Origin of the sequence: Paraburkholderia sp. GAS333 (assembly GCF_050435665.1) — a bacterium.
Lineage (GTDB): Bacteria > Pseudomonadota > Gammaproteobacteria > Burkholderiales > Burkholderiaceae > Paraburkholderia > Paraburkholderia fungorum_A.
Genome location: NZ_JBNDKS010000002.1, coordinates 205,470 through 224,471 on the forward strand (window position 1 = coordinate 205,470; position 19,002 = coordinate 224,471).

A 19,002-nucleotide genomic window follows, 5' to 3' on the forward strand; every position below is an offset into this window, starting at 1 on the left:
TTAACGCTTACTTGGGCCCCATGCAAAGCGATCTAAGCAGCGCGGGTTCAGTTGCCCGCGGCCCGCGCCGCTTCAAGGTCTTTTATGCCTTGCGGATCACTCGCAAATCAATAAGCGCCGGACTTCTTGAAGTCTTTGACGGCCGTATGCAGCAGGCCTTCGTCGTCCTTCGAGAGTTCCTTGGTATCTTCGATGCGCTTGACCAGGTCAGCGTGGCTCGCCTTCAGGTGTTCGCGCAGGCCCTTTTCGAACGGCAGAACTTGCGAAACTTCCAGATCGTCGAGGTAACCGTTGTTCGCGGCGAACAGCGACACACCCAGTTCCCACACTTGCAGCGGCTGATACTGCGGCTGCTTCAGCAGTTCCGTCACGCGACGACCGCGCTCCAGCTGCTTGCGGGTTGCTTCGTCGAGGTCCGATGCGAACTGCGCGAATGCTGCCAGCTCACGATACTGCGCGAGGTCGGTACGGATACCGCCCGACAGCTTCTTCACAACCTTCGTTTGAGCCGCACCGCCAACGCGCGACACGGACACGCCGGCGTTAATTGCCGGGCGGATACCTGCGTTGAAAAGGTCGGTTTCCAGGAAGATCTGGCCGTCGGTAATCGAGATCACGTTCGTCGGAACGAATGCGGTCACGTCGCCTGCTTGCGTTTCGATGACCGGCAGTGCCGTCAGCGAACCGCTCTTGCCCTTCACTTCGCCGTTCGTGAACTTCTCGACGTACTCTTCCGAGACGCGAGCAGCACGCTCGAGCAAACGCGAGTGCAGATAGAACACGTCGCCCGGGTAAGCTTCGCGGCCCGGCGGACGGCGCAGCAGCAGCGAGATCTGACGGTATGCCCAAGCCTGCTTGGTCAAATCGTCATAAACGATCAGCGCGTCCTGACCGCGGTCGCGGAAGTATTCGCCCATCGAGCAACCGGCGTACGGTGCGAGGTATTGCATCGCTGCCGATTCCGAAGCCGAAGCGGCCACGACGATCGTGTATTCCAGCGCGCCGGTTTCTTCCAGCTTGCGGACCACGTTCATGATCGACGAAGCCTTCTGGCCGATCGCGACGTAGATACAGAAGAGGTTTTTGCCCTTCTGGTTGATGATCGCGTCGACTGCGACTGCCGTCTTGCCGCACTGGCGGTCGCCGATGATCAGCTCGCGCTGGCCACGGCCAACCGGCACCATCGCGTCGATCGATTTCAGACCGGTTTGAACCGGCTCCGAAACCGACTTACGCCAGATCACGCCCGGAGCAATCTTTTCGATTGCGTCGGTCTTCTTTGCGTTGATCGGGCCCTTGCCGTCGATCGGGTTACCGAGTGCATCGACCACACGGCCGAGCAGTTCCGGGCCCACCGGCACTTCGAGAATACGACCCGTCGTCTTGACGATGTCGCCTTCCGAAATGTGTTCGTATTCACCCAGAATCACGGCGCCGACCGAGTCGCGCTCGAGGTTCAGTGCGAGACCGAAGGTGTTGCCCGGGAATTCGAGCATTTCGCCCTGCATCACTTCCGACAGGCCGTGAATACGCACGATACCGTCGGTCACGGAGATCACGGTGCCCTGGTTGCGAACGTCTGCGTTCGCTTCGAGGCCCTGGATCCGGCTCTTGATCAGCTCGCTGATCTCAGAGGGATTGAGTTGCATTATTCGCTCCTGATAGTCAATTCTGTTGCGTGCCAGCCGCTTCAGCGCGTGTCGCGCTTCAGGCCGTCAGAGCCGTTTGCATGCTGGCAAGCCGCGCGCGGACCGAGGTATCGAGCACTTCGTCGCCGACCGTCACGCGAACGCCGCCGATCAACGACGAGTCGACTTCGACCGTCGGCTTCAGCTTGCGTTGGAACTTGCGTTCGAGACTTGCGACGAGTTCGTTCAACTGCGCGCCTTCGAGCGGGAATGCGCTGACGATCAGCACATCGGCCGCCCCTTCGCGGGCGTTCTTCAACTCTTCGAACTGCACAGCGATTTCCGGCAGCAGTTGCAGGCGATGGTTATCGACCAGCATTTGCACCAGATTCTTCGCTTGCGCGTTGTCCTTGAGCGGCGACTTGACCGCGGCCAGCAGCAGTTCGCTGACCTGGGCGCGGCTTACTTTCGGGCTCGAGGCGATCGACAGCACTTCGGGCAGACGCGCAACCTGTGCCAGCTCCTGCACGAGCGTGGACCAGGCGGCGATGTCACCAGCTTCGGCCACGCCAAACAGCGCTTCTGCGTACGGACGGGCGATGGTTGCAAGTTCGGCCATGATCAGAGCTCGGCTTTCAGTTGATTCAGCAGGTCAGCGTGAGCTGCCTGGTCGACTTCGCGCTTCAGGATCTGTTCAGCGCCCTTGACCGCGAGTGCAGCGACTTCGCCGCGCAGCGTTTCGCGCGCCTTCACGACTTGCTGGTCCGCGTCGGCCTTCGCTTGCGCGATGATGCGAGCGGCTTCAGCTTGCGCTTGAGCCTTGATTTCGTCAGCGACTGCCACAGCGCGCTTTTCCGCGTCAGCAATACGTTGCTGACCGTCGTTGCGTGCCTGAGCGAGTTCCTGGTCGACGAGCTTGTGAGCAGCGGCGAGTTCTTGCTTGCCCTTTTCAGCAGCCGACAAACCGTCAGCAATCTTCTTCGAGCGCTCGTCGAGGGCATTGATCAACGGCGGCCACACGAACTTCATCGTGAACCACGCGAGGATCAGGAACACGACCATTTGCGCAAACAGGGTTGCGTTGAGATTCACGGTGTTTCCTTAAACGTTGCTAGTTCGGAAAAGTGAAACGGCAAGGCGCTCATCGATTCTGTATTCGATCAGCGCCTAAGTGCCCGTTCCGCCCTGCGCCTTTACCAGTTATAGCTCAGGCGCAAACTTCCGAGGAACCTCAGCCTGCCAGCTTCGACAGCAGCGGGTTCGCGAACGCAAACAGCATTGCCACACCAACGCCAATCAGGAACGCCGCGTCGATCAGACCAGCCAACAGGAACATCTTGGTTTGCAGCGGGTTCATCAGTTCAGGCTGACGTGCACATGCTTCGATGTACTTGCCGCCCATCAGGCCGATACCGATACAGGCGCCGATAGCACCCAGGCCGATGATGATGCCGATACCGATGGCGGTCAGACCCTGGATGTTGGCGATGAAAGCTTGCATGATCACTCCTTTGTGAAAAGTCTTTTAGAACTGGTTGGAACTGGGATTTAAAAACTAAAGCGATTCTTTTGACGGCGCAGTTTAGTGCGTGTCGTGTGCCTGGCCGATGTACACCAGCGTCAGCATCATGAAAATGAAGGCCTGCAGCAGAACGATCAGGATGTGGAAGATTGACCACACGCTGCCGGCGATCACGTGGCCGATGAAGCCAAGCACCGTCGTGTCCGCGCCGAAGCTCCAGATGCTGCCGAGCAGGGCAATCAGCAGGAACAACAGTTCGCCCGCGTACATGTTGCCGAACAGCCGCATGCCGAGCGAGACCGTCTTCGCGACGAACTCGATGATGTTCAGTGCAAGGTTCGGGATCCACAGCAGCGGATGCGCGCCGAACGGAGCGGACAGCAGTTCATGCACGAAGCCGCCGGCGCCCTTGATCTTGAAGTTGTAGTAAATCATCAGCACGAACACGCCGAGAGCGATACCGAGCGTGCCGTTAAGGTCGGCAGTCGGAACGATGCGGTGGTGCGGGATGGTTTCGGACAGACCCAGCCAGCCAATCACGTGGCCCGGCAGGTCGACAGGGATAAAGTCGAGCGAGTTCATCAGCGCGACCCAGACGAAAACGGTCAGGGCCAGCGGCGCGATGAAAGTGCGCGAGCCGTGGATCATCGACTTCGATTGATCCTCGACCATTTCGACCAGCATTTCGATTGCGCACTGGAAACGGCCGGGTACGCCCGACGTTGCCTTACGCGCAGCGAGATGCAGGATGAAGATCGTGGCCAGACCGCAAACGATCGACCAGAAAAGGGTGTCCAGATTCCACACGTGGATGTCGAAAATCGACGTCTGATGCGCGGTGGAAAAGTTCTGCAAGTGGTGCGCGATGTACTCGGACGGATCCATTGCGCGCGTGCCTTCGCTAGCTGCCATATCGTTAAAGCCACCCAAATTGTCGAAAATCGTCTTAGGCCGTACCCGCAGCAATGCTGTATTGCGGGAACACGCCGGGTGCGGATCGTGTCTCATCCGCACACCTGTCGCCGGCGCTGCGCGCCAGCCTGAATTTTTTGCTGCTACTTTGTTGCTGCTACCTGGAGGCTAACCTAGCGCCAGGCCAAGGCGATCCAGTATGTCTTGAGCGCGATAAGGTAGGTCACGAGCAGCGGCACCCAGCTTACGTCGTGATACCAGAAGGCGATGGCTACAAACATCGCGATCGTTGTCCCCATCTTGAGCGCTTCGCCGATCATCCAGCTCATCACTGTTTTGGCGCCGCTCAGCGTTCTAAGGCGCGCCGCAAACAGTGCGCCTGGTATCCAGCAAATTGCGCCCCCCAGAAACGCGGACAGCGCAGCAGCGCCCGGCGGCTTATAGAACAGCCACCACAACAGCGTAGCACCCAGGGACAAAACCATTTGCGCTGCCACGACCTTGAAAGGCGTAACGCGCGATGGACGACTCACGTTAGGACCAAACAGCTTTTCAGCTTCGGCCCGCGTAAGCGGAACGATATTGTTATCTTCTTGCGCGACATCCCACTCATCGCCAGATGCAGCTTGCTGACCGGAGGGCAGATCGGAAGCGGTGCGTTTATCGCGGTGTCCGTCGTGCCCATTCTTCGGCGCTTGATTCGACGTTTTGACCGCCATCGCAGTGTTCCGAAAGTCTTGTTCCAGCCCGCGAGCTTACGCTGCGCTTACGGGGTTGCCGTGCAATTAAATCCGGGCGATTGTAAGCGATAGTTGCAGGCAATTCAAGACTTTAGCCCGTTCAATAACCTGCGTGAAACGCGCCTCCACAATGCGGCAACGCCGTTTTTTTGAGCGAAAACACGTCAAATGTAAGGCGGCAAGGCAATAGCAAAACATGACGCACAAAATGGGTTCGCAGATGTGCGGCGAACCGTCGCGAAAGCGCTAAATCGGACGTCTCGTAAATGCAACAAACGTCAATTTATGCGCTTAGGGTTGGACAGGCGATGCATCTACAGGTAAGACGCGCTTGAAATTGGAATCGCCCTGCCCTCTTCGAAAATAATCACGCTTAATTTAATTAGGAATCCAACCAATGAGAAGATGCTCTCGCTGCCGTAGGAATCCAGCGCAAACAAAAGCGCCAGCATCTGCTCAAAAGCAAACGGGCGACTCGATAACGAGTCGCCCGTCGATTCCGCACTGCGTCTATGCAATGTGCGGATCAGGCCGTCGCATTACCGCGCAGGCGCACAAGAATCCCTTCTAGCGCATCCAGATCGCCGAAGTCCACTAGCACCTGTCCACGTCCGCGTCGGCCCAGTTTGATCTTCACCGTTGCCGACAACAAATCCGACAACTCCTCTTCCAGCCGACGCGTATCGCGCCCGCCATCCTGATTCGCACGCGCCTTGACCGCCGGCGCGGCTTTAGTCGTCGTCGTCACCAACTTTTCGGTTTCGCGCACCGACATGCGCTTATTAACCACCTGATTAGCCAGCGTGATCTGCGTCGCGGCATCGACGGCGAGAAGCGCGCGCGCGTGCCCCATGTCCAGATCGCCAGCCAGCAGCATGGTCTGCACGGGCGACGCCAGATTGAGCAGACGCAGCAGATTCGACACTGCGCTACGCGACCGGCCAACCGACTCCGCCGCCTGTTCGTGCGTGAAATTGAACTCGTCGAGCAAGCGCTGGATGCCCTGCGCCTCTTCCAGAGGATTCAGATCTTCGCGCTGAATATTCTCAATCAGCGCCATCGCGGCGGCAGCCTGGTCCGGCACATCCTTCACCAGCACAGGCACTTCGTCGAGACCCGCCAGACGTGCGGCCCGGAAACGCCGCTCGCCCGCGATGATTTCGTACTTGTCCGCGGAAATGGGACGCACAAGAATCGGCTGCATCAACCCCTGCGCGCGGATGCTGGCGGCCAGCTCCTGCAGCGCGCCTTCATCCATGCGCGTACGTGGCTGATACTTACCCGCCTGCATCTTGCTGAGCGGCAACACGTTCGGTGCGCCCTCGATCGTCGCCGTCTCGGTGATGTCGGCCGTGCCACCCAACAGCGCCTCCAGACCCCGGCCCAATCCCTTCTTTCTTGCTACTGCGTTCATTGTGCTTCCTCGATCCGCTTAGGACGCCTGGGGCGCGTCGTTGAAGGCGCGCACCCGTTCAATCATTTCCGCGCCGAACTGCACATACGCCTGCGCACCACGTGAAGCCTTATCGAACACCACTCCCGGCAAGCCATAGCTGGGTGCTTCGGCAAGACGCACGTTGCGCGGGATTACCGCGTCGAAAACCTTGTCGCCGAAATGCTCTTTCAGTTGATCCGAAACCTGCTGCTGCAACGTGATACGCGGATCGAACATCACGCGCAACAAACCGATGACCTTAAGGTCACGGTTCAGGTTTGCATGCACCTGCTTGATCGTGTTGACGAGGTCGGACAGACCTTCGAGCGCAAAGTACTCGCACTGCATCGGGATGACGACGCCATGCGCGGCGCACAGGCCGTTGAGCGTGAGCAGCGACAAAGCCGGCGGGCAGTCGATCAGCACGAAGTCGTATTCGGTTTCGACCGCCGCGAGTGCGATCTTCAGTTGCCGCTCACGGTTCTGCACGCTGACGAGTTCAACCTCCGCACCCGCGAGCTCCCGGTTCGCCGGCAGCACGTCGTACCCCACGGCTTCCGGGCGGATTCGCGCATTGGCGACCGACACGCCATCTACGAGCACCTCGTAGACGGTATTCGCACACGCTGCCTTGTCGATGCCGCTGCCCATCGTGGCGTTGCCCTGCGGGTCCAGGTCGATGAGAAGGACTCGCTGTCCCTGCGCTGCCAAACTCGCGGCCAGATTCACTGTGGTCGTCGTCTTGCCGACGCCGCCTTTCTGGTTCGCAACGCAGAAGATTTTTGCCATCGTTGGAATGTCCCTTTTACTGCTAGATGAAGAAGAATTGCTATTTGATTCTGACGAAGTCGCAAATTGCGAATCGTGGCTACGTAGTTAATTGTTGCCGTCTACCAGAACCTTGATCAGGTGGCGCTCGGCGTCGAGCGACGGCACGTTCAGCCGGATGATCTGTTCCACGTGAGAACCTGCCGGCAGACGCTCAATCTCGCCGTCCGGGCGCACTCCCTTCATAGCCCAGATTGCGCCCTGCTCCGCAACCAGATGACGGGCCAGTGTAACGAAATCCGACAGTTCTGCGAATGCGCGCGAGACAATTACGTCGAACTTTGCAGGTACTTCGGCGCCCGGCTTCAAACTTTCAACCCGGCCGGTCACCACGGACAGATTCGTCAGGCCCAACTCGGCCTTTGCCTGAGCCTGAAACGCCGTCTTCTTATGAACGATGTCGTTCGTGGTAATAGTCCATTCGGGCAGGACGATCGCCAGCACGATGCCCGGCATACCGCCGCCTGACCCCACGTCGAGAACCGACGACGGGCCGAGCGGCGCGAGGTGCGGCACGATCGAAAGCGAATCGAGAATGTGCTGGATCAACATTTGCCGCGGATCGCGGATCGCCGTCAGGTTGTAGACGGCGTTCCACTTCGACAATAACGCGACGTAGTCCAGCAGCTTGTTGAATTGGGCGTCGCTCAATTCGAGGCCGAGTTCGCTGACGCCGTCTGCAAGCAACGACGCCAACTCCTGCGAGGCTGTACTCCCCTTCTGACCCACCATCATTGCGTCACCGGCGTGTTATCGGAGCCCGGTACGGCAGGTTTCGTCGAACGACGTCCCAAACCGCGCTTCAGATGAACCATCAGCAGCGAAATCGCGGCGGGCGTGATGCCGGAAATCCGCGACGCTTGGCCAATAGTTTCCGGGCGGAATTGCGTTAACTTCTGACGCGCCTCGAAGGACAGGCCTCTGACTTCCGCGTAGTCCAGCCCTTCCGGCAAACGCGTGCTTTCATGAGCTTCATTGCGCTCGATTTCACCAGCTTGACGATCGATATATCCCTGATACTTGATACCGATCTCGATCTGCTCCTTGATCTGAGCGAGCAATACTTCGTCTTCGGCGAGTACTTCGGGTGCTGCGCATTCGCCGGCGCGCAGTCCGCACACGCCGTCGTAGCTGACACCCGGACGGCGCAGCAGATCCGCGAGACTATATTCGTGATCGATCGGCTTGCCGAGAAGCGCCGTGGCTTCGTCGGCGGGCAGCGTCTTGGGATTCACCCACGTGGTACGCAGACGCTCTGTTTCACGTGAAACAGCGTCACGTTTACGACTGAATGCATCCCAACGGATGTCGTCGACTACGCCAAGCTCGCGACCAATCTCGGTCAGCCTCATATCGGCGTTATCTTCCCGCAGGCTCAAGCGATATTCCGCGCGGCTGGTAAACATCCGATACGGTTCGGACACGCCGCGTGTCACGAGGTCATCAACCAACACGCCCAGATAAGCCTGGTCGCGGCGCGGACACCATGCGTCTTTGCCTTGCACAAACAAACCGGCGTTGATACCAGCCAGCAGGCCTTGCGCCGCCGCTTCTTCGTACCCGGTCGTACCGTTGATCTGGCCTGCGAAGAACAACCCGTTAATCACCTTGGTTTCCAGCGAAGCCTTCAATCCACGCGGATCGAAATAGTCGTATTCGATCGCATAGCCCGGTCGCAAGATGTGCGCGTGTTCCAAACCGCGCATCGAACGGACAAGCTCCAACTGCACATCAAACGGCAAGCTCGTCGAGATGCCGTTCGGGTAGAACTCATTGGTCGTCAGCCCTTCCGGCTCGAGGAAAATCTGATGCGATTCTTTCGACGCAAACCGGTGAATCTTGTCTTCGATCGACGGGCAATAGCGCGGCCCCACCCCTTCGATCACGCCGGTATACATCGGCGACCGGTCGAGTCCACCACGAATAATGTCGTGGGTACGCTCGTTTGTGTGCGTAACCCAGCACGGCACTTGTCGCGGATGTTGTTCGACACGACCCAGGAACGAGAACACCGGCACCGGATCCAGGTCACCCGGCTGCTCTTCGAGTTGGGAAAAGTCGATCGTACGGCCGTCAATACGCGGCGGCGTACCCGTCTTGAGGCGACCCTGGGGCAGCTTCAATTCCTTCAGACGCGCTGACAACGACACCGCCGCCGGATCGCCGGCACGGCCACCGGTGTAATTGTTCAACCCCACGTGAATCTTGCCGTCGAGGAAAGTCCCCGCCGTCAGCACAATCGCGCGAGCGCGAAAGCGAATGCCCACCTGCGTGACGGCACCGACGACGCGGTCACCCTCAACCATCAGATCATCAACAGCCTGCTGGAACAGCCAAAGATTCGGCTGATTTTCCAGCCGATGCCGGATCGCCTGCTTATACAGCAGACGGTCAGCCTGAGCACGCGTCGCCCGAACTGCCGGGCCTTTCGACGAATTCAGGATACGGAACTGGATCCCGCCTTCATCCGTCGCGGCTGCCATCGCACCGCCAAGCGCGTCGACTTCCTTAACCAGATGGCCTTTACCAATGCCGCCGATGGACGGATTGCAGCTCATCTGGCCGAGGGTTTCGATGTTGTGGGTCAGCAGGAGCGTGGTGTTGCCCATGCGTGCCGAGGCCAACGCGGCTTCGGTGCCGGCATGACCGCCGCCGACGACGATTACGTCAAATTCTGTGGGAAAGAGCATTGCGGATCTCACGCCAGATCGTCGCGTGAGCCTTTCAAAGGAAGAGGTATGGGCGAATTATAACGGGTTCGGTTTAGGCCCGAATTTCGTCCGAATGACCAGGTCGTAAAAAAGCGGTGTGTTTCACGTGAAACACACCGCTTCGAAGTGCGAGGAACAGAAAGGCGCGTGCTTTAGGCCACTTTTTTGGTTAGACCCAGATATGTCTCAATCACACGAGGATTCTTTGCCAAATCCGCCGCCGCCCCTTCCAGCGCCAACTCTCCGGTTTCAAGTACGTACCCATAGTCGGAGATTTGCAACGCGGCCCGCGCGTTCTGCTCGATCAGCAGTGTCGCAACGCCCGTCTGCCGCAACGCGCTGATGATGTGGAAAATCTCCTTCACGATCAGCGGGGCCAAGCCCAGGCTCGGCTCGTCCAGCATCAGCAGATCGGGTTTGCCCATGAGTGCGCGCCCCACTGCCAGCATTTGCCGCTCACCGCCGGAAAGCGTGCCGGCTGCCTGCTTGCGGCGCTCCTTCAACCGTGGGAAAAGCGTAAACACCGGTTCGAGTTGGTCGAGAAAATTGCGCTCCCCTGCCCGCTTTCGCCGATACGCTCCAAGGACCAGATTATCCTCAACCGTCATCGAGGCGAATAACTCGCGCTTTTCCGGCACCAGACACATGCCGCGCGCGACCCGCTTTTCAACCGGCACCGCGCTCACGTCCTCATCCCGATAAACGACGGCGCCTTTTGCATGACCCGTGCTCGGCAACGCGCCCATGATTGCGTTCAACAACGTGGACTTACCGGCGCCGTTCGGGCCGATCACCGAGACAATCTGCCCTGCCCGCACTTTGATCGCCGCGCCATGCAGCGCCTCGACCTTGCCGTATCGGACGGACAACCCGTTAACGTTGAGAATCGGCGCAGCAACATTCATTGTGTTCTCCATCACTCCACCCCGCCCAGATACGCTTCGAGCACAGCCGGGTCTTGTTGCACATCCTGCGGCAATCCTTCGGCGATCCGCGTACCGAACTCCATCACCACCAGCCGATCGGTGAGATTCATCACGAAATCCATATCGTGCTCGACCAGCAGCACGCTCATCCCTTCCGCTTTCAACCGACGCAGCAAGTCCGCAAGTTGCAGCTTTTCCTGATAGCGCAAACCTGCGGCTGGCTCATCAAGTAGCAGCAGCGTCGGATCGCAGCACAATGCGCGGGCGATTTCGAGAATCCGCTGCTGACCCAAAGCCAGGCTGCCAGCCTCGTCATACATATGCTGCTCAAGTCCGACGCGGCGAATCTGGCGTGCCGCTTCCGCCATCAGACGCGCTTCTTCCGCACCATTCAGCCGCGCCACGCTCCGCCAAACCCCGGCTTGGCCACGCAGATGCGCGCCAATCGCGACGTTCTCCAGCACGGTCATGCCCGGCAGCAACTTGACGTGCTGGAACGTGCGGCCGATACCGCGCTTGACGATTTCACGTGAACTCAGCGAATCGATGCGCTCGCCACGGAACGTGATCTCACCGCTCGTCGCCTGAAGCACGCCGGTCACGAGATTGAAGGTGGTGGATTTGCCCGCGCCGTTCGGCCCGATCAGACCGATGATCTGCCCCGCTTTCACTTCGAAGCTGACGTCGTTCACCGCGACCAGACCGCCAAACTGCTTGCGCGCCTTGTTCACCGTCAATAGGCTTTCACCGCTGGCGGGCTTGCTGCGCTGCGGCAACGGCTCTGCGTGATCGGCCAGATGCGCGCGTGGACCACGCGGGAAAAATCGCGCGACGAACGGCCAGACACCCTGTCGTGCGTACTGCAGCAACAGCACCATCAAGATGCCGAACACGATGACCTCGAAGTTGCCGTTCTCGCCGAGCAGCTTCGGCAGCAGCGTCTGCAGATAGTCCTGCAATACGGTCAGAATCGCCGCGCCGAGGACCGCGCCCCACACATGCGACACCCCGCCTACCACCGCCATGAACAGAAATTCGATGCCATGGTTCAGACCAAACGGCGTCGGATTCACCGCACGCTGCAAATGCGCATACAGGAAGCCCGAAATCGACGCCAGCACTGCCGCATAAACGAAGATCACCACGCGCATCCAGCCCGTGTTGACGCCCATCGCCTCGGCCATCATGCCGCCGCCGCGCAGCGCGCGAATCGCCCGCCCCGGTCGACTATTAAGCAAATTTTGAACAGAAATAACCGCCCCGAGGACGACCACCCAGATCAGGTAATAGATATGGCGACCGGATTCCAGGTTGATGCCGAACACATTCAGCACCGGAATTCCGTTGATACCGTCGTACTTGCCGAGCATGTCCAGATTGCCGAACAGGTAGAACAGCGCGAGGCCCCACGCGATCGTGCCAAGCGGCAGAAAGTGGCCCGACAGACGCATCGTGACGAGGCCGAGCATCAGCGCGATCAAGGCCGTTACCACCACGCCCGCGATCAACGCGAGCCACGGCGAAACGCCGTAAGTGGTCGTCAGATAGGCGGTCGCATAGGCACCGATGCCGACGAACGCTGCCTGCCCGAAACTCGTCATTCCGCCGATCCCGGTCAACAGCACCAGCCCGATCGCGACGATCGAATACAGCCCGATGTAGTTGAGCAGCGTCACCCAATACTCGGGGACGTGAATCGGCTGCGGCAACACCGGCAGCGCGAACAGCACCACAAGGAACAACCAGAAGAACCTGTTTTGCATGATCCGTTTCATCGTGTCACTCCTCTTCCTCTTCGGCGTGCGGGCTGGCAAGACTTCGCCAGAGCAGCACGGGGATGATCAGCGTGAACACGATCACTTCCTTATAAGCACTCGCCCAGAACGACGAATACGACTCCAGCAGGCCAACGAGAATCGATCCGGCAGCCGCCAGCGGATAGCTGACCAGTCCGCCGATAATCGCGCCCACAAAGCCCTTCAGACCGATCAGGAAGCCCGAGTCGTAGTAGATGGTGGTCAACGGTGCCACGAGGATGCCGCACAGCGCGCCGAGCCCCGCAGCAAGCGTGAACGCGAGCCGCCCGGCCTGCGTCGTGCCGATGCCGACCAGCCGCGCGCCGAGCCGGTTCACCGAGGTCGCGCGCAATGCCTTGCCCGAGATCGAGCGATCGAAGTACAGGTACAGCGCGCCGATCAGCACGACCGCGGTGCCGACCACCCACAGGCTTTGCCCCGAGATCGACAGACTGCCGAGGTTGAACTTGGCGTCCGAAAACGCGGTCGTGCGCGAACCTTCCGCGCCGAACATCACGAGCCCGAGGCCGACCATCGCGAAGTGCACCGCCACCGCCACGATCAGCAGCAGCAGCGTGGTCGCTTCCGCGATCGGCTCGTACGCGAGCCGGTAGACGAACGGCCCCATCGGAATCACGATCAGCAAGGTCAGCGCGATCTGCACAATCATCGGCAGCGGTTGCAGGAACACGCCACGCGTCAGTGCATAGACGGCAATCGGGAACAGCAGGTATTTGCCGGCCAGCAGCGCCAGCGTGCGAGCCGCGTGTCGGCGCCGCTCAGCGTGCCGCGCCATGCCCCCTACTTCGACGACGAAGCAGGCCGCGCCCATCGCCATCAGCAACCAGCACGTGGCCGGAAACTTCTGTGTCTGCAAGGCGGCGAGCGTCAACGCGCCGTACGAAACAAACTCCCCCTGCGGGATGAAGATCACCCGCGTCACGGAGAACACCAGCACCAGCGCAAGCGCAAGCAGCGCGTAAATCGCGCCGGTGGTGATGCCGTCCTGCGCGAGGATCGCCGCAATTGATAGATCCATACTTCCTCGTCCTGAAGCGTCGAAATCGAAAACCGGGAACCGGTCGAGGTGGCGGCGAAACTCCTGGCCGTCCACCGACCTGCAATGTCTGAAAAGACGCCGCCGCACCGGAACACGGCGCGGCGGGCGATGCCATTGTCGTCGAACAGAATGGCAATGCGGCGTGTCAGGCCGCTGAGTGCGCGAGAGGCGCGTACCGCTTTATGTTGTTAGTCGTTCTGCAGTTTCCACTTGCCGTCGACGATCTGCACGATCACGCGTGCACGCTTGTCGAGGCCGTTGTGGTCGGTCGTCGTGGTGTTCATGATGCCGTGCGAGACCGGCAACTCCTTGACGTTCTCAAGTGCAGCACGCAGTGCCACGCGGAACGCTTCGGTGCCCGGCTGGGCCGTCTTCAGTGCGACGGGGATCGCGGCCTGCAGCATCTGCCCGGCGTCCCACGCGTGACCGCCGAAGGTCGCCACGGAGCCCGCGCCATAGGCCTTCTCGTAGGCCGTCTTATACGCTTCGGACGACGCCTTCACCGGATTCGAATCCGGCAACTGATCCGCCACGAGGATCGGGCCAGCCGGCAGGAACTCGCCTTCGCAATCCTTGCCGCACACGCGCAGAAAGTCGTTGTTGGCGACGCCGTGCGTCTGATAAACCTTGCCCTTGTAGCCGCGTTCTTTCAGCGTCTTGGCCGGCAACGCCGACGGCGTGCCCGCCCCCGCGATCAACACTGCGTCGGGATTCGCGCCCATCGTCTTCAGCACCTGGCCCGTCACCGATGCATCGGTGCGGTTAAAGCGCTCGTTCGACACGATCTTCAGATGATGCGCAGCGGCCGCCGCCGTGAACACGTTGTTCCAGCCGTCGCCGTAGGCATCTGCGAAGCCGATGAAGCCCACCGTTTTGACGCCGTGACGCTCCATGTAATCGGCGATGGCGTCGGCCATCAGGCTGTCGTTTTGCGGCGGTTTGAACGCCCACGCGCGTTTTGCGTCGATCGGCGAAATGATCGCAGCCGATGCCGCCAGCGAGATCACCGGCGTCTTGCCTTCGGCTGCGGGATCGAGCATGGCGAGCGAGTTCGGGGTGACCGTCGAGCCGATGATCGCGTCCACATGATCTTCGTCGATCAGCTTGCGCGTGTTCTGCACGGCCTTGCCGGTGTCGGAGGCGTCGTCGAGGACGATGTACTGCACGGTCTTGCCGCCAATCTCTTTCGGCAGCAACGCGATCGTGTTCTTCTCAGGAATCCCGAGCGATGCAGCGGGCCCCGTCGTGGACAGCGTCACGCCAATCTTCACCTGGGCGAACGCTGCTCCGGCGCCGCACATCAACGCCATCGCGATGCCTGTGCGTACCCATTGCCTGGTCTTTTTCATTGCGAGTCTCCAAACGCTTTTGAAGCGCGTACCTGTAATCCGGCTCATCGACCGGGTGTCTGAATCTAGTTATTGGGTTCAGGCGTGCCAAGCATGGTTTTCCCCTGCCCGACATGAATGCCGTCACCGTCTTTTTTGGTGCCACTACGCTGCCACTGCCCTGCTGCTACCGCCACTACCCGCTGCTGCGATTTCTCTGTCGGACTTCGTCGAGCAGACTACTAACATGTTAGTAGTATTGCGTTCTGCATCATTGACGGTCAATAGACTGAACGGCTAATGCGGGTTTGTCCTGAAACTACGGAACCACACTTTTCACGTGAAGCGCTCACTCGGTGCAATCGCGTAAAACGGGCAATAAAAAAGACGCGTCAACTGCACGCGTCTTTTCTGGATGGGTTCCCGTATCGTTTGCCTTCGCTCAGTCGCCGGCCAACTTCCACTTGCCGCCGACGATCTCCACCATCACGCGTGCACGCTGGTCGAGGCCGGCGTGGTCGTTCGCGCTCATGTTGAAGATGCCGTGCGACGCGGGCATGTCTTTGGTGCTTTCCAGCGCAGCGCGCAATGCGTCGCGGAACGCGGGCGTGCCAGGCTGACCTTTCTTCAACGCGATAGGGATAGCGCGTTGCAGCAGCAGCCCTGCGTCCCATGCGTGACCGCCGAAAGTCGACACCGAGCCCGCGCCATAAGCGCCTTCATACGCATGCTTGTACGCGAGCGCGCTCTTCTTCACCGGATTCGAATCGGGCAATTGATCCGCGACCAGCAGCGGACCAGCCGGCAGATACGTGCCTTCGCAATCCTTGCCGCACACGCGCAGGAAGTCGTTATTCGCGACGCCGTGCGTCTGGTAAAGCTTGCCCTTGTAGCCGCGTTCCTTCAGCGTTTTCTGCGGCAACGCGGCCGGTGTACCCGCACCTGCGATCAGCACCGCGTCCGGGTTCTGCGACATCACCTTCAACACCTGGCCGGTGACCGACGCATCGTTGCGTGCGAAACGTTCGTTTGCGACCACCTTGATCTTCGCGAGCGTGGCGGCGTTGCTGAACTCCTTGAACCAGCTTTCGCCGTACGCGTCGGAGAAGCCGATAAACGCGACCGTCTTCACACCGTGATTCGCCATGTGCTGCGCGATGGCGGTGGCCATCAGGATGTCGTTTTGCGGCGTCTTGAAGACCCACGCGCGCTTCGCATCCATCGGCTCGACGATGCTGGCGGCCGCTGCCATCGAGATCATCGGCGTGGTGCTTTCAGCAGCGACGTCGATCATGGCGAGCGAATTCGGCACGACGGTCGAGCCGATCAGTGCGTCGACGTGATCTTCGCTGGTGAGCTTGCGGGCGTTCTTGACCGCATTGGTGGAATCGGTTGCATCGTCGAGCACGATGTAGTCGATCTTCTGCCCCGCCACTTCTTTAGGCAGCAGCGCAATGGTGTTTTTCTCGGGAATTCCCAGCGATGCAGCCGGTCCCGTTGCCGACACCGAAACGCCAATTTTCACGTCTGCGAATGCATGGGTGCTCCATGCCGAAGATATGCCCGTAGCGACCAATGCCGCGCTAATCCAACGCAATGCCGACTTCATCCCGCTCCTCTGTCTACCCCGGTTATTCATTCGAATTTAAATCCGCAGATTTAAATACCGACCCAGCGGTCGGTGAATAGCGAGTTTAGCGGACGAAAGCGCGACCCCGCAAGCATTTTGCAGGGTTGTGTGGCGTGGAATCAGCGGATATACGGTGAATAAAAAAGGGTCACCGAATTAGAGAAAAAATGGAATGGCGATTAATCGAAAGTACAAATAAAAAGCGCTGTTGGATATCAATCCAACAGCGCTTTCGTCTGGGCACTTAGTGCCTCATTGTCTCCTCGTTCTCCACCTGCAAATTCGGTGCTGCGTCAGAACTGCATGAAGATTAAACGACGACCCTCCAGGCTACAACTAGCAATTACCCTAGTGGTGCACTGCGGCACCGAATTGGGGCACGTTTATGCCTGTTGCGCCCGCTTCCGTTTGATACTTCCGCGCAAGCGGTTTGCAGTCTACCTCAGCTGAATGTCTGAAACCAATACATCGGATTCCAGAGCAATTGTGCGACGCATCGTATTCAGGCTCGCAGCGGCCGAACCCGCGCCACGATCTCGCCAACAATGCCGCGCCGGAACGCCAGCACGCACGCGATAAAAATGATCCCCGTGACGATGGTCACCGATTCGCCCAGCGAGCGGAACCAGTCCACGCCGGTAGCCGCAGCCAATGCCGAGCCGATATCGCCGAGACGGTCTTCGAGCGCGACGATCAGCGCCGCGCCGAGCAGCGGGCCGAACAGCGTACCCATGCCGCCGACCAGCGTCATCAGGATCACCAGGCCGGACATGGTCCAATAGGCGTCGCTGAGCGTCTCAAAACCCTGCACGAGCACCTTGAGCGAGCCCGCAAGCCCGGCAAGCCCGGCGGAAAGAATGAACGCCAGCAGCTTGAAGCGATCCGTGTCATAGCCGAGCGACACCGCACGCGGCTCGTTTTCCTTGATCGCGACCAGCACCTGTCCGAACGGCGAGTGAACGATCCGCACGATCAGCAGGAACGCCAGCACCATCACGGCCAGCACGACAAAATACAGCGTCACGTCCGATGAAAGATCGAGCAGGCCGAACAGCTTGCCGCGCGGCACACCTTGCAGACCGTCCTCGCCATGCGTGAACGGCGCTTGCAGGAACACGAAATAAACCATTTGCGCGAGCGCCAGCGTCACCATCGCGAAGTAGATGCCCTGGCGGCGAATCGCGAAAAGTCCGACCAGCAGGCCGAGCACGGTGGCCGCCGCGGTTCCCGCGAGCACGCCGAGTTCCGGCGAAAAGCCGAGCGTCTGCATCGCATAGCCCGTCACATAACCGGCCGATGCGAGGAACATCGCGTGACCGAACGACAGCAAACCGGTATAGCCGATCAACAGGTTGAAGGCGGCCGCGAACAACGCGAAGCACATCACCTTCATTACGAAGAGCGGATAGATGCCGAGCACAGGCACCGCGAGCAGTGCGATCAGCAGCAGGCCGTAGAGGACTTTTCTCTGCATCATTTTTCCTTGCCGAAGAGACCCGCCGGACGCACCAGCAACACGAGCGCCATGATCACGAAGACGACGGTCGCCGACGCTTCCGGATAAAACACGCGCGTCAGTCCTTCGATCACGCCAAGCATGAGACCGGTGAGAATCGAGCCCATGATCGAACCCATCCCGCCGATCACGACCACCGCGAACACGGTGATGATCATCGGCTGGCCCATCAGCGGCGAGACCTGGATGACCGGCGCGGCCAGCACGCCCGCAAACGCGGCCAATGCGACGCCGAAGCCATAAGTGAGCGTGATCATCAGCGGCACGTTGACGCCGAATGCTTCGACCAGTTTCGGATTTTCCGTGCCCGCGCGCAGGTACGCGCCGAGCCGCGTCTTCTCGATCACGAACCACGTCGCGAAGCACACCGCCAGCGAAGCGACGACCACCCACGCGCGATAGTTCGGCAGGAACATGAAGCCGAGGTTGGTCGCACCGGACAGCGCCGACGGCACGTCGTACGGCTGGCCCGACGAGCCGTAGATTGAACGGAACACACCTTCGACCACCAGCGTCAGCCCGAATGTGAGCAGCAAGCCGTAAAGATGATCGAGCTTGTACAGCCAGCGCAGCATCGTGCGTTCGATCAATACGCCGAACAGTCCGACGATCAGCGGCGCGAGGAAAATCATCACCCAGTACGGGAGGCCGAAATACGACAGGCCCATCCACGCGAGCATCGCGCCGAGCATGAACAACGCGCCGTGCGCGAAGTTGATCACGTTGAGCAAGCCGAAGATGATCGCCAACCCGAGGCTCAGAATCGCGTAGAACGAGCCGTTCACGAGGCCCAGCAGCAACTGGCTCAGCATCGCCGGAAGCGGAACGCCAAAGATGTCCATTAAAGCCCTTAACCCCTGAAGCTAGTGCCAGGGTGAGATCGGTGATGCGCGAGCGGACCGTCACGGACGGCAACATCATGACGTTGAATCCGCCGCGCGCGGCATCCTGAACGGTTGACCGCCGGTCA

17 protein-coding genes are annotated in these 19,002 nt (G+C 59.8%); all 17 read right to left on the reverse strand.

The genetic code is table 11. The features are described 5' to 3' along the window. Positions 1 to 107 precede the first annotated feature (107 nt). A complete protein-coding gene (atpA, locus tag ABH945_RS10120) occupies positions 108 to 1,649 on the reverse strand; it encodes a F0F1 ATP synthase subunit alpha (protein WP_074762538.1) in 1,542 nt (513 codons plus the stop codon). A 58-nt stretch (positions 1,650 to 1,707) separates the two neighbouring features. After that, on the reverse strand, positions 1,708 to 2,247 hold the full coding sequence (locus tag ABH945_RS10125; RefSeq protein ID WP_074762539.1) for a F0F1 ATP synthase subunit delta: 540 nt from the start codon (positions 2,245 to 2,247) through the stop codon (positions 1,708 to 1,710). Positions 2,248 to 2,249: 2 nt separating this feature from the next. After that, a complete protein-coding gene (locus ABH945_RS10130) occupies positions 2,250 to 2,720 on the reverse strand; it encodes a F0F1 ATP synthase subunit B (RefSeq protein ID WP_074762540.1) in 471 nt (156 codons plus the stop codon). A gap of 139 nt (positions 2,721 to 2,859) precedes the next feature. Beyond that, entirely contained in the window at positions 2,860 to 3,129 is a 270-nt protein-coding gene (gene atpE / locus ABH945_RS10135; RefSeq protein ID WP_007180033.1) for a F0F1 ATP synthase subunit C, read from the reverse strand. An 81-nt stretch (positions 3,130 to 3,210) separates the two neighbouring features. Continuing rightward, the gene (gene atpB, locus ABH945_RS10140) at positions 3,211 to 4,062 is read right to left on the reverse strand and encodes a F0F1 ATP synthase subunit A (RefSeq protein WP_074762541.1); all 852 of its coding nucleotides are present in this window, start codon (positions 4,060 to 4,062) and stop codon (positions 3,211 to 3,213) included. A gap of 173 nt (positions 4,063 to 4,235) precedes the next feature. Further along, positions 4,236 to 4,781, reverse strand: a complete 546-nt coding sequence (locus ABH945_RS10145) for an ATP synthase subunit I (RefSeq protein WP_429250475.1) — start codon at positions 4,779 to 4,781, stop codon at positions 4,236 to 4,238. 547 nt (positions 4,782 to 5,328) lie between these two features. Beyond that, positions 5,329 to 6,216, reverse strand: coding sequence for a ParB/RepB/Spo0J family partition protein (locus ABH945_RS10150; protein ID WP_074762543.1), 888 nt, complete (start codon positions 6,214 to 6,216; stop codon positions 5,329 to 5,331). Between the two features lie 18 nt (positions 6,217 to 6,234). After that, positions 6,235 to 7,026: a ParA family protein gene (locus tag ABH945_RS10155; protein WP_074762544.1), complete on the reverse strand. Its 792-nt coding sequence runs from the start codon at positions 7,024 to 7,026 to the stop codon at positions 6,235 to 6,237. A gap of 87 nt (positions 7,027 to 7,113) precedes the next feature. Continuing rightward, positions 7,114 to 7,800, reverse strand: a complete 687-nt coding sequence (gene rsmG / locus ABH945_RS10160; protein WP_429250476.1) for a 16S rRNA (guanine(527)-N(7))-methyltransferase RsmG — start codon at positions 7,798 to 7,800, stop codon at positions 7,114 to 7,116. Beyond that, the gene (gene mnmG / locus ABH945_RS10165) at positions 7,797 to 9,755 is read right to left on the reverse strand and encodes a tRNA uridine-5-carboxymethylaminomethyl(34) synthesis enzyme MnmG (RefSeq protein WP_429250477.1); all 1,959 of its coding nucleotides are present in this window, start codon (positions 9,753 to 9,755) and stop codon (positions 7,797 to 7,799) included. Before mnmG ends, rsmG begins: the two co-directional genes overlap by 4 nt. A 173-nt stretch (positions 9,756 to 9,928) precedes the next feature. Continuing rightward, on the reverse strand, positions 9,929 to 10,681 hold the full coding sequence (locus tag ABH945_RS10170) for an ABC transporter ATP-binding protein (RefSeq protein ID WP_429250478.1): 753 nt from the start codon (positions 10,679 to 10,681) through the stop codon (positions 9,929 to 9,931). 11 nt (positions 10,682 to 10,692) lie between these two features. Further along, positions 10,693 to 12,477: an ATP-binding cassette domain-containing protein gene (locus ABH945_RS10175; protein ID WP_074762548.1), complete on the reverse strand. Its 1,785-nt coding sequence runs from the start codon at positions 12,475 to 12,477 to the stop codon at positions 10,693 to 10,695. A 4-nt stretch (positions 12,478 to 12,481) separates the two neighbouring features. After that, positions 12,482 to 13,537, reverse strand: a complete 1,056-nt coding sequence (locus ABH945_RS10180) for a branched-chain amino acid ABC transporter permease (protein WP_429250479.1) — start codon at positions 13,535 to 13,537, stop codon at positions 12,482 to 12,484. Between the two features lie 209 nt (positions 13,538 to 13,746). Beyond that, on the reverse strand, positions 13,747 to 14,907 hold the full coding sequence (locus tag ABH945_RS10185) for an ABC transporter substrate-binding protein (protein ID WP_074762550.1): 1,161 nt from the start codon (positions 14,905 to 14,907) through the stop codon (positions 13,747 to 13,749). 421 nt (positions 14,908 to 15,328) lie between these two features. After that, a complete protein-coding gene (locus ABH945_RS10190; RefSeq protein ID WP_429250480.1) occupies positions 15,329 to 16,495 on the reverse strand; it encodes an ABC transporter substrate-binding protein in 1,167 nt (388 codons plus the stop codon). A 523-nt stretch (positions 16,496 to 17,018) separates the two neighbouring features. Next, positions 17,019 to 17,990: a branched-chain amino acid ABC transporter permease gene (locus ABH945_RS10195; RefSeq protein WP_429250481.1), complete on the reverse strand. Its 972-nt coding sequence runs from the start codon at positions 17,988 to 17,990 to the stop codon at positions 17,019 to 17,021. Beyond that, positions 17,990 to 18,874, reverse strand: a complete 885-nt coding sequence (locus ABH945_RS10200) for a branched-chain amino acid ABC transporter permease (RefSeq protein ID WP_429250482.1) — start codon at positions 18,872 to 18,874, stop codon at positions 17,990 to 17,992. The genes ABH945_RS10195 and ABH945_RS10200 overlap by 1 nt, the downstream gene beginning before the upstream one ends. Positions 18,875 to 19,002 lie beyond the last annotated feature (128 nt).

Coding starts and splice junctions, on each gene's coding strand:
- ABH945_RS10195 (WP_429250481.1), bottom strand. CDS start 17,990: ATGCAGAGAAAAGTCCTCTACGGCCTGCTGCTGATCGCACTGCTCGCG.
- ABH945_RS10190 (WP_429250480.1), bottom strand. CDS start 16,495: ATGAAGTCGGCATTGCGTTGGATTAGCGCGGCATTGGTCGCTACGGGC.
- atpB (WP_074762541.1), bottom strand. CDS start 4,062: ATGGCAGCTAGCGAAGGCACGCGCGCAATGGATCCGTCCGAGTACATC.
- ABH945_RS10185 (WP_074762550.1), bottom strand. CDS start 14,907: ATGAAAAAGACCAGGCAATGGGTACGCACAGGCATCGCGATGGCGTTG.
- mnmG (WP_429250477.1), bottom strand. CDS start 9,755: ATGCTCTTTCCCACAGAATTTGACGTAATCGTCGTCGGCGGCGGTCAT.
- ABH945_RS10170 (WP_429250478.1), bottom strand. CDS start 10,681: ATGAATGTTGCTGCGCCGATTCTCAACGTTAACGGGTTGTCCGTCCGA.
- ABH945_RS10145 (WP_429250475.1), bottom strand. CDS start 4,781: ATGGCGGTCAAAACGTCGAATCAAGCGCCGAAGAATGGGCACGACGGA.
- ABH945_RS10125 (WP_074762539.1), bottom strand. CDS start 2,247: ATGGCCGAACTTGCAACCATCGCCCGTCCGTACGCAGAAGCGCTGTTT.
- ABH945_RS10200 (WP_429250482.1), bottom strand. CDS start 18,874: ATGGACATCTTTGGCGTTCCGCTTCCGGCGATGCTGAGCCAGTTGCTG.
- rsmG (WP_429250476.1), bottom strand. CDS start 7,800: ATGATGGTGGGTCAGAAGGGGAGTACAGCCTCGCAGGAGTTGGCGTCG.
- ABH945_RS10150 (WP_074762543.1), bottom strand. CDS start 6,216: ATGAACGCAGTAGCAAGAAAGAAGGGATTGGGCCGGGGTCTGGAGGCG.
- atpE (WP_007180033.1), bottom strand. CDS start 3,129: ATGCAAGCTTTCATCGCCAACATCCAGGGTCTGACCGCCATCGGTATC.
- atpA (WP_074762538.1), bottom strand. CDS start 1,649: ATGCAACTCAATCCCTCTGAGATCAGCGAGCTGATCAAGAGCCGGATC.
- ABH945_RS10180 (WP_429250479.1), bottom strand. CDS start 13,537: ATGGATCTATCAATTGCGGCGATCCTCGCGCAGGACGGCATCACCACC.
- ABH945_RS10155 (WP_074762544.1), bottom strand. CDS start 7,026: ATGGCAAAAATCTTCTGCGTTGCGAACCAGAAAGGCGGCGTCGGCAAG.
- ABH945_RS10175 (WP_074762548.1), bottom strand. CDS start 12,477: ATGAAACGGATCATGCAAAACAGGTTCTTCTGGTTGTTCCTTGTGGTG.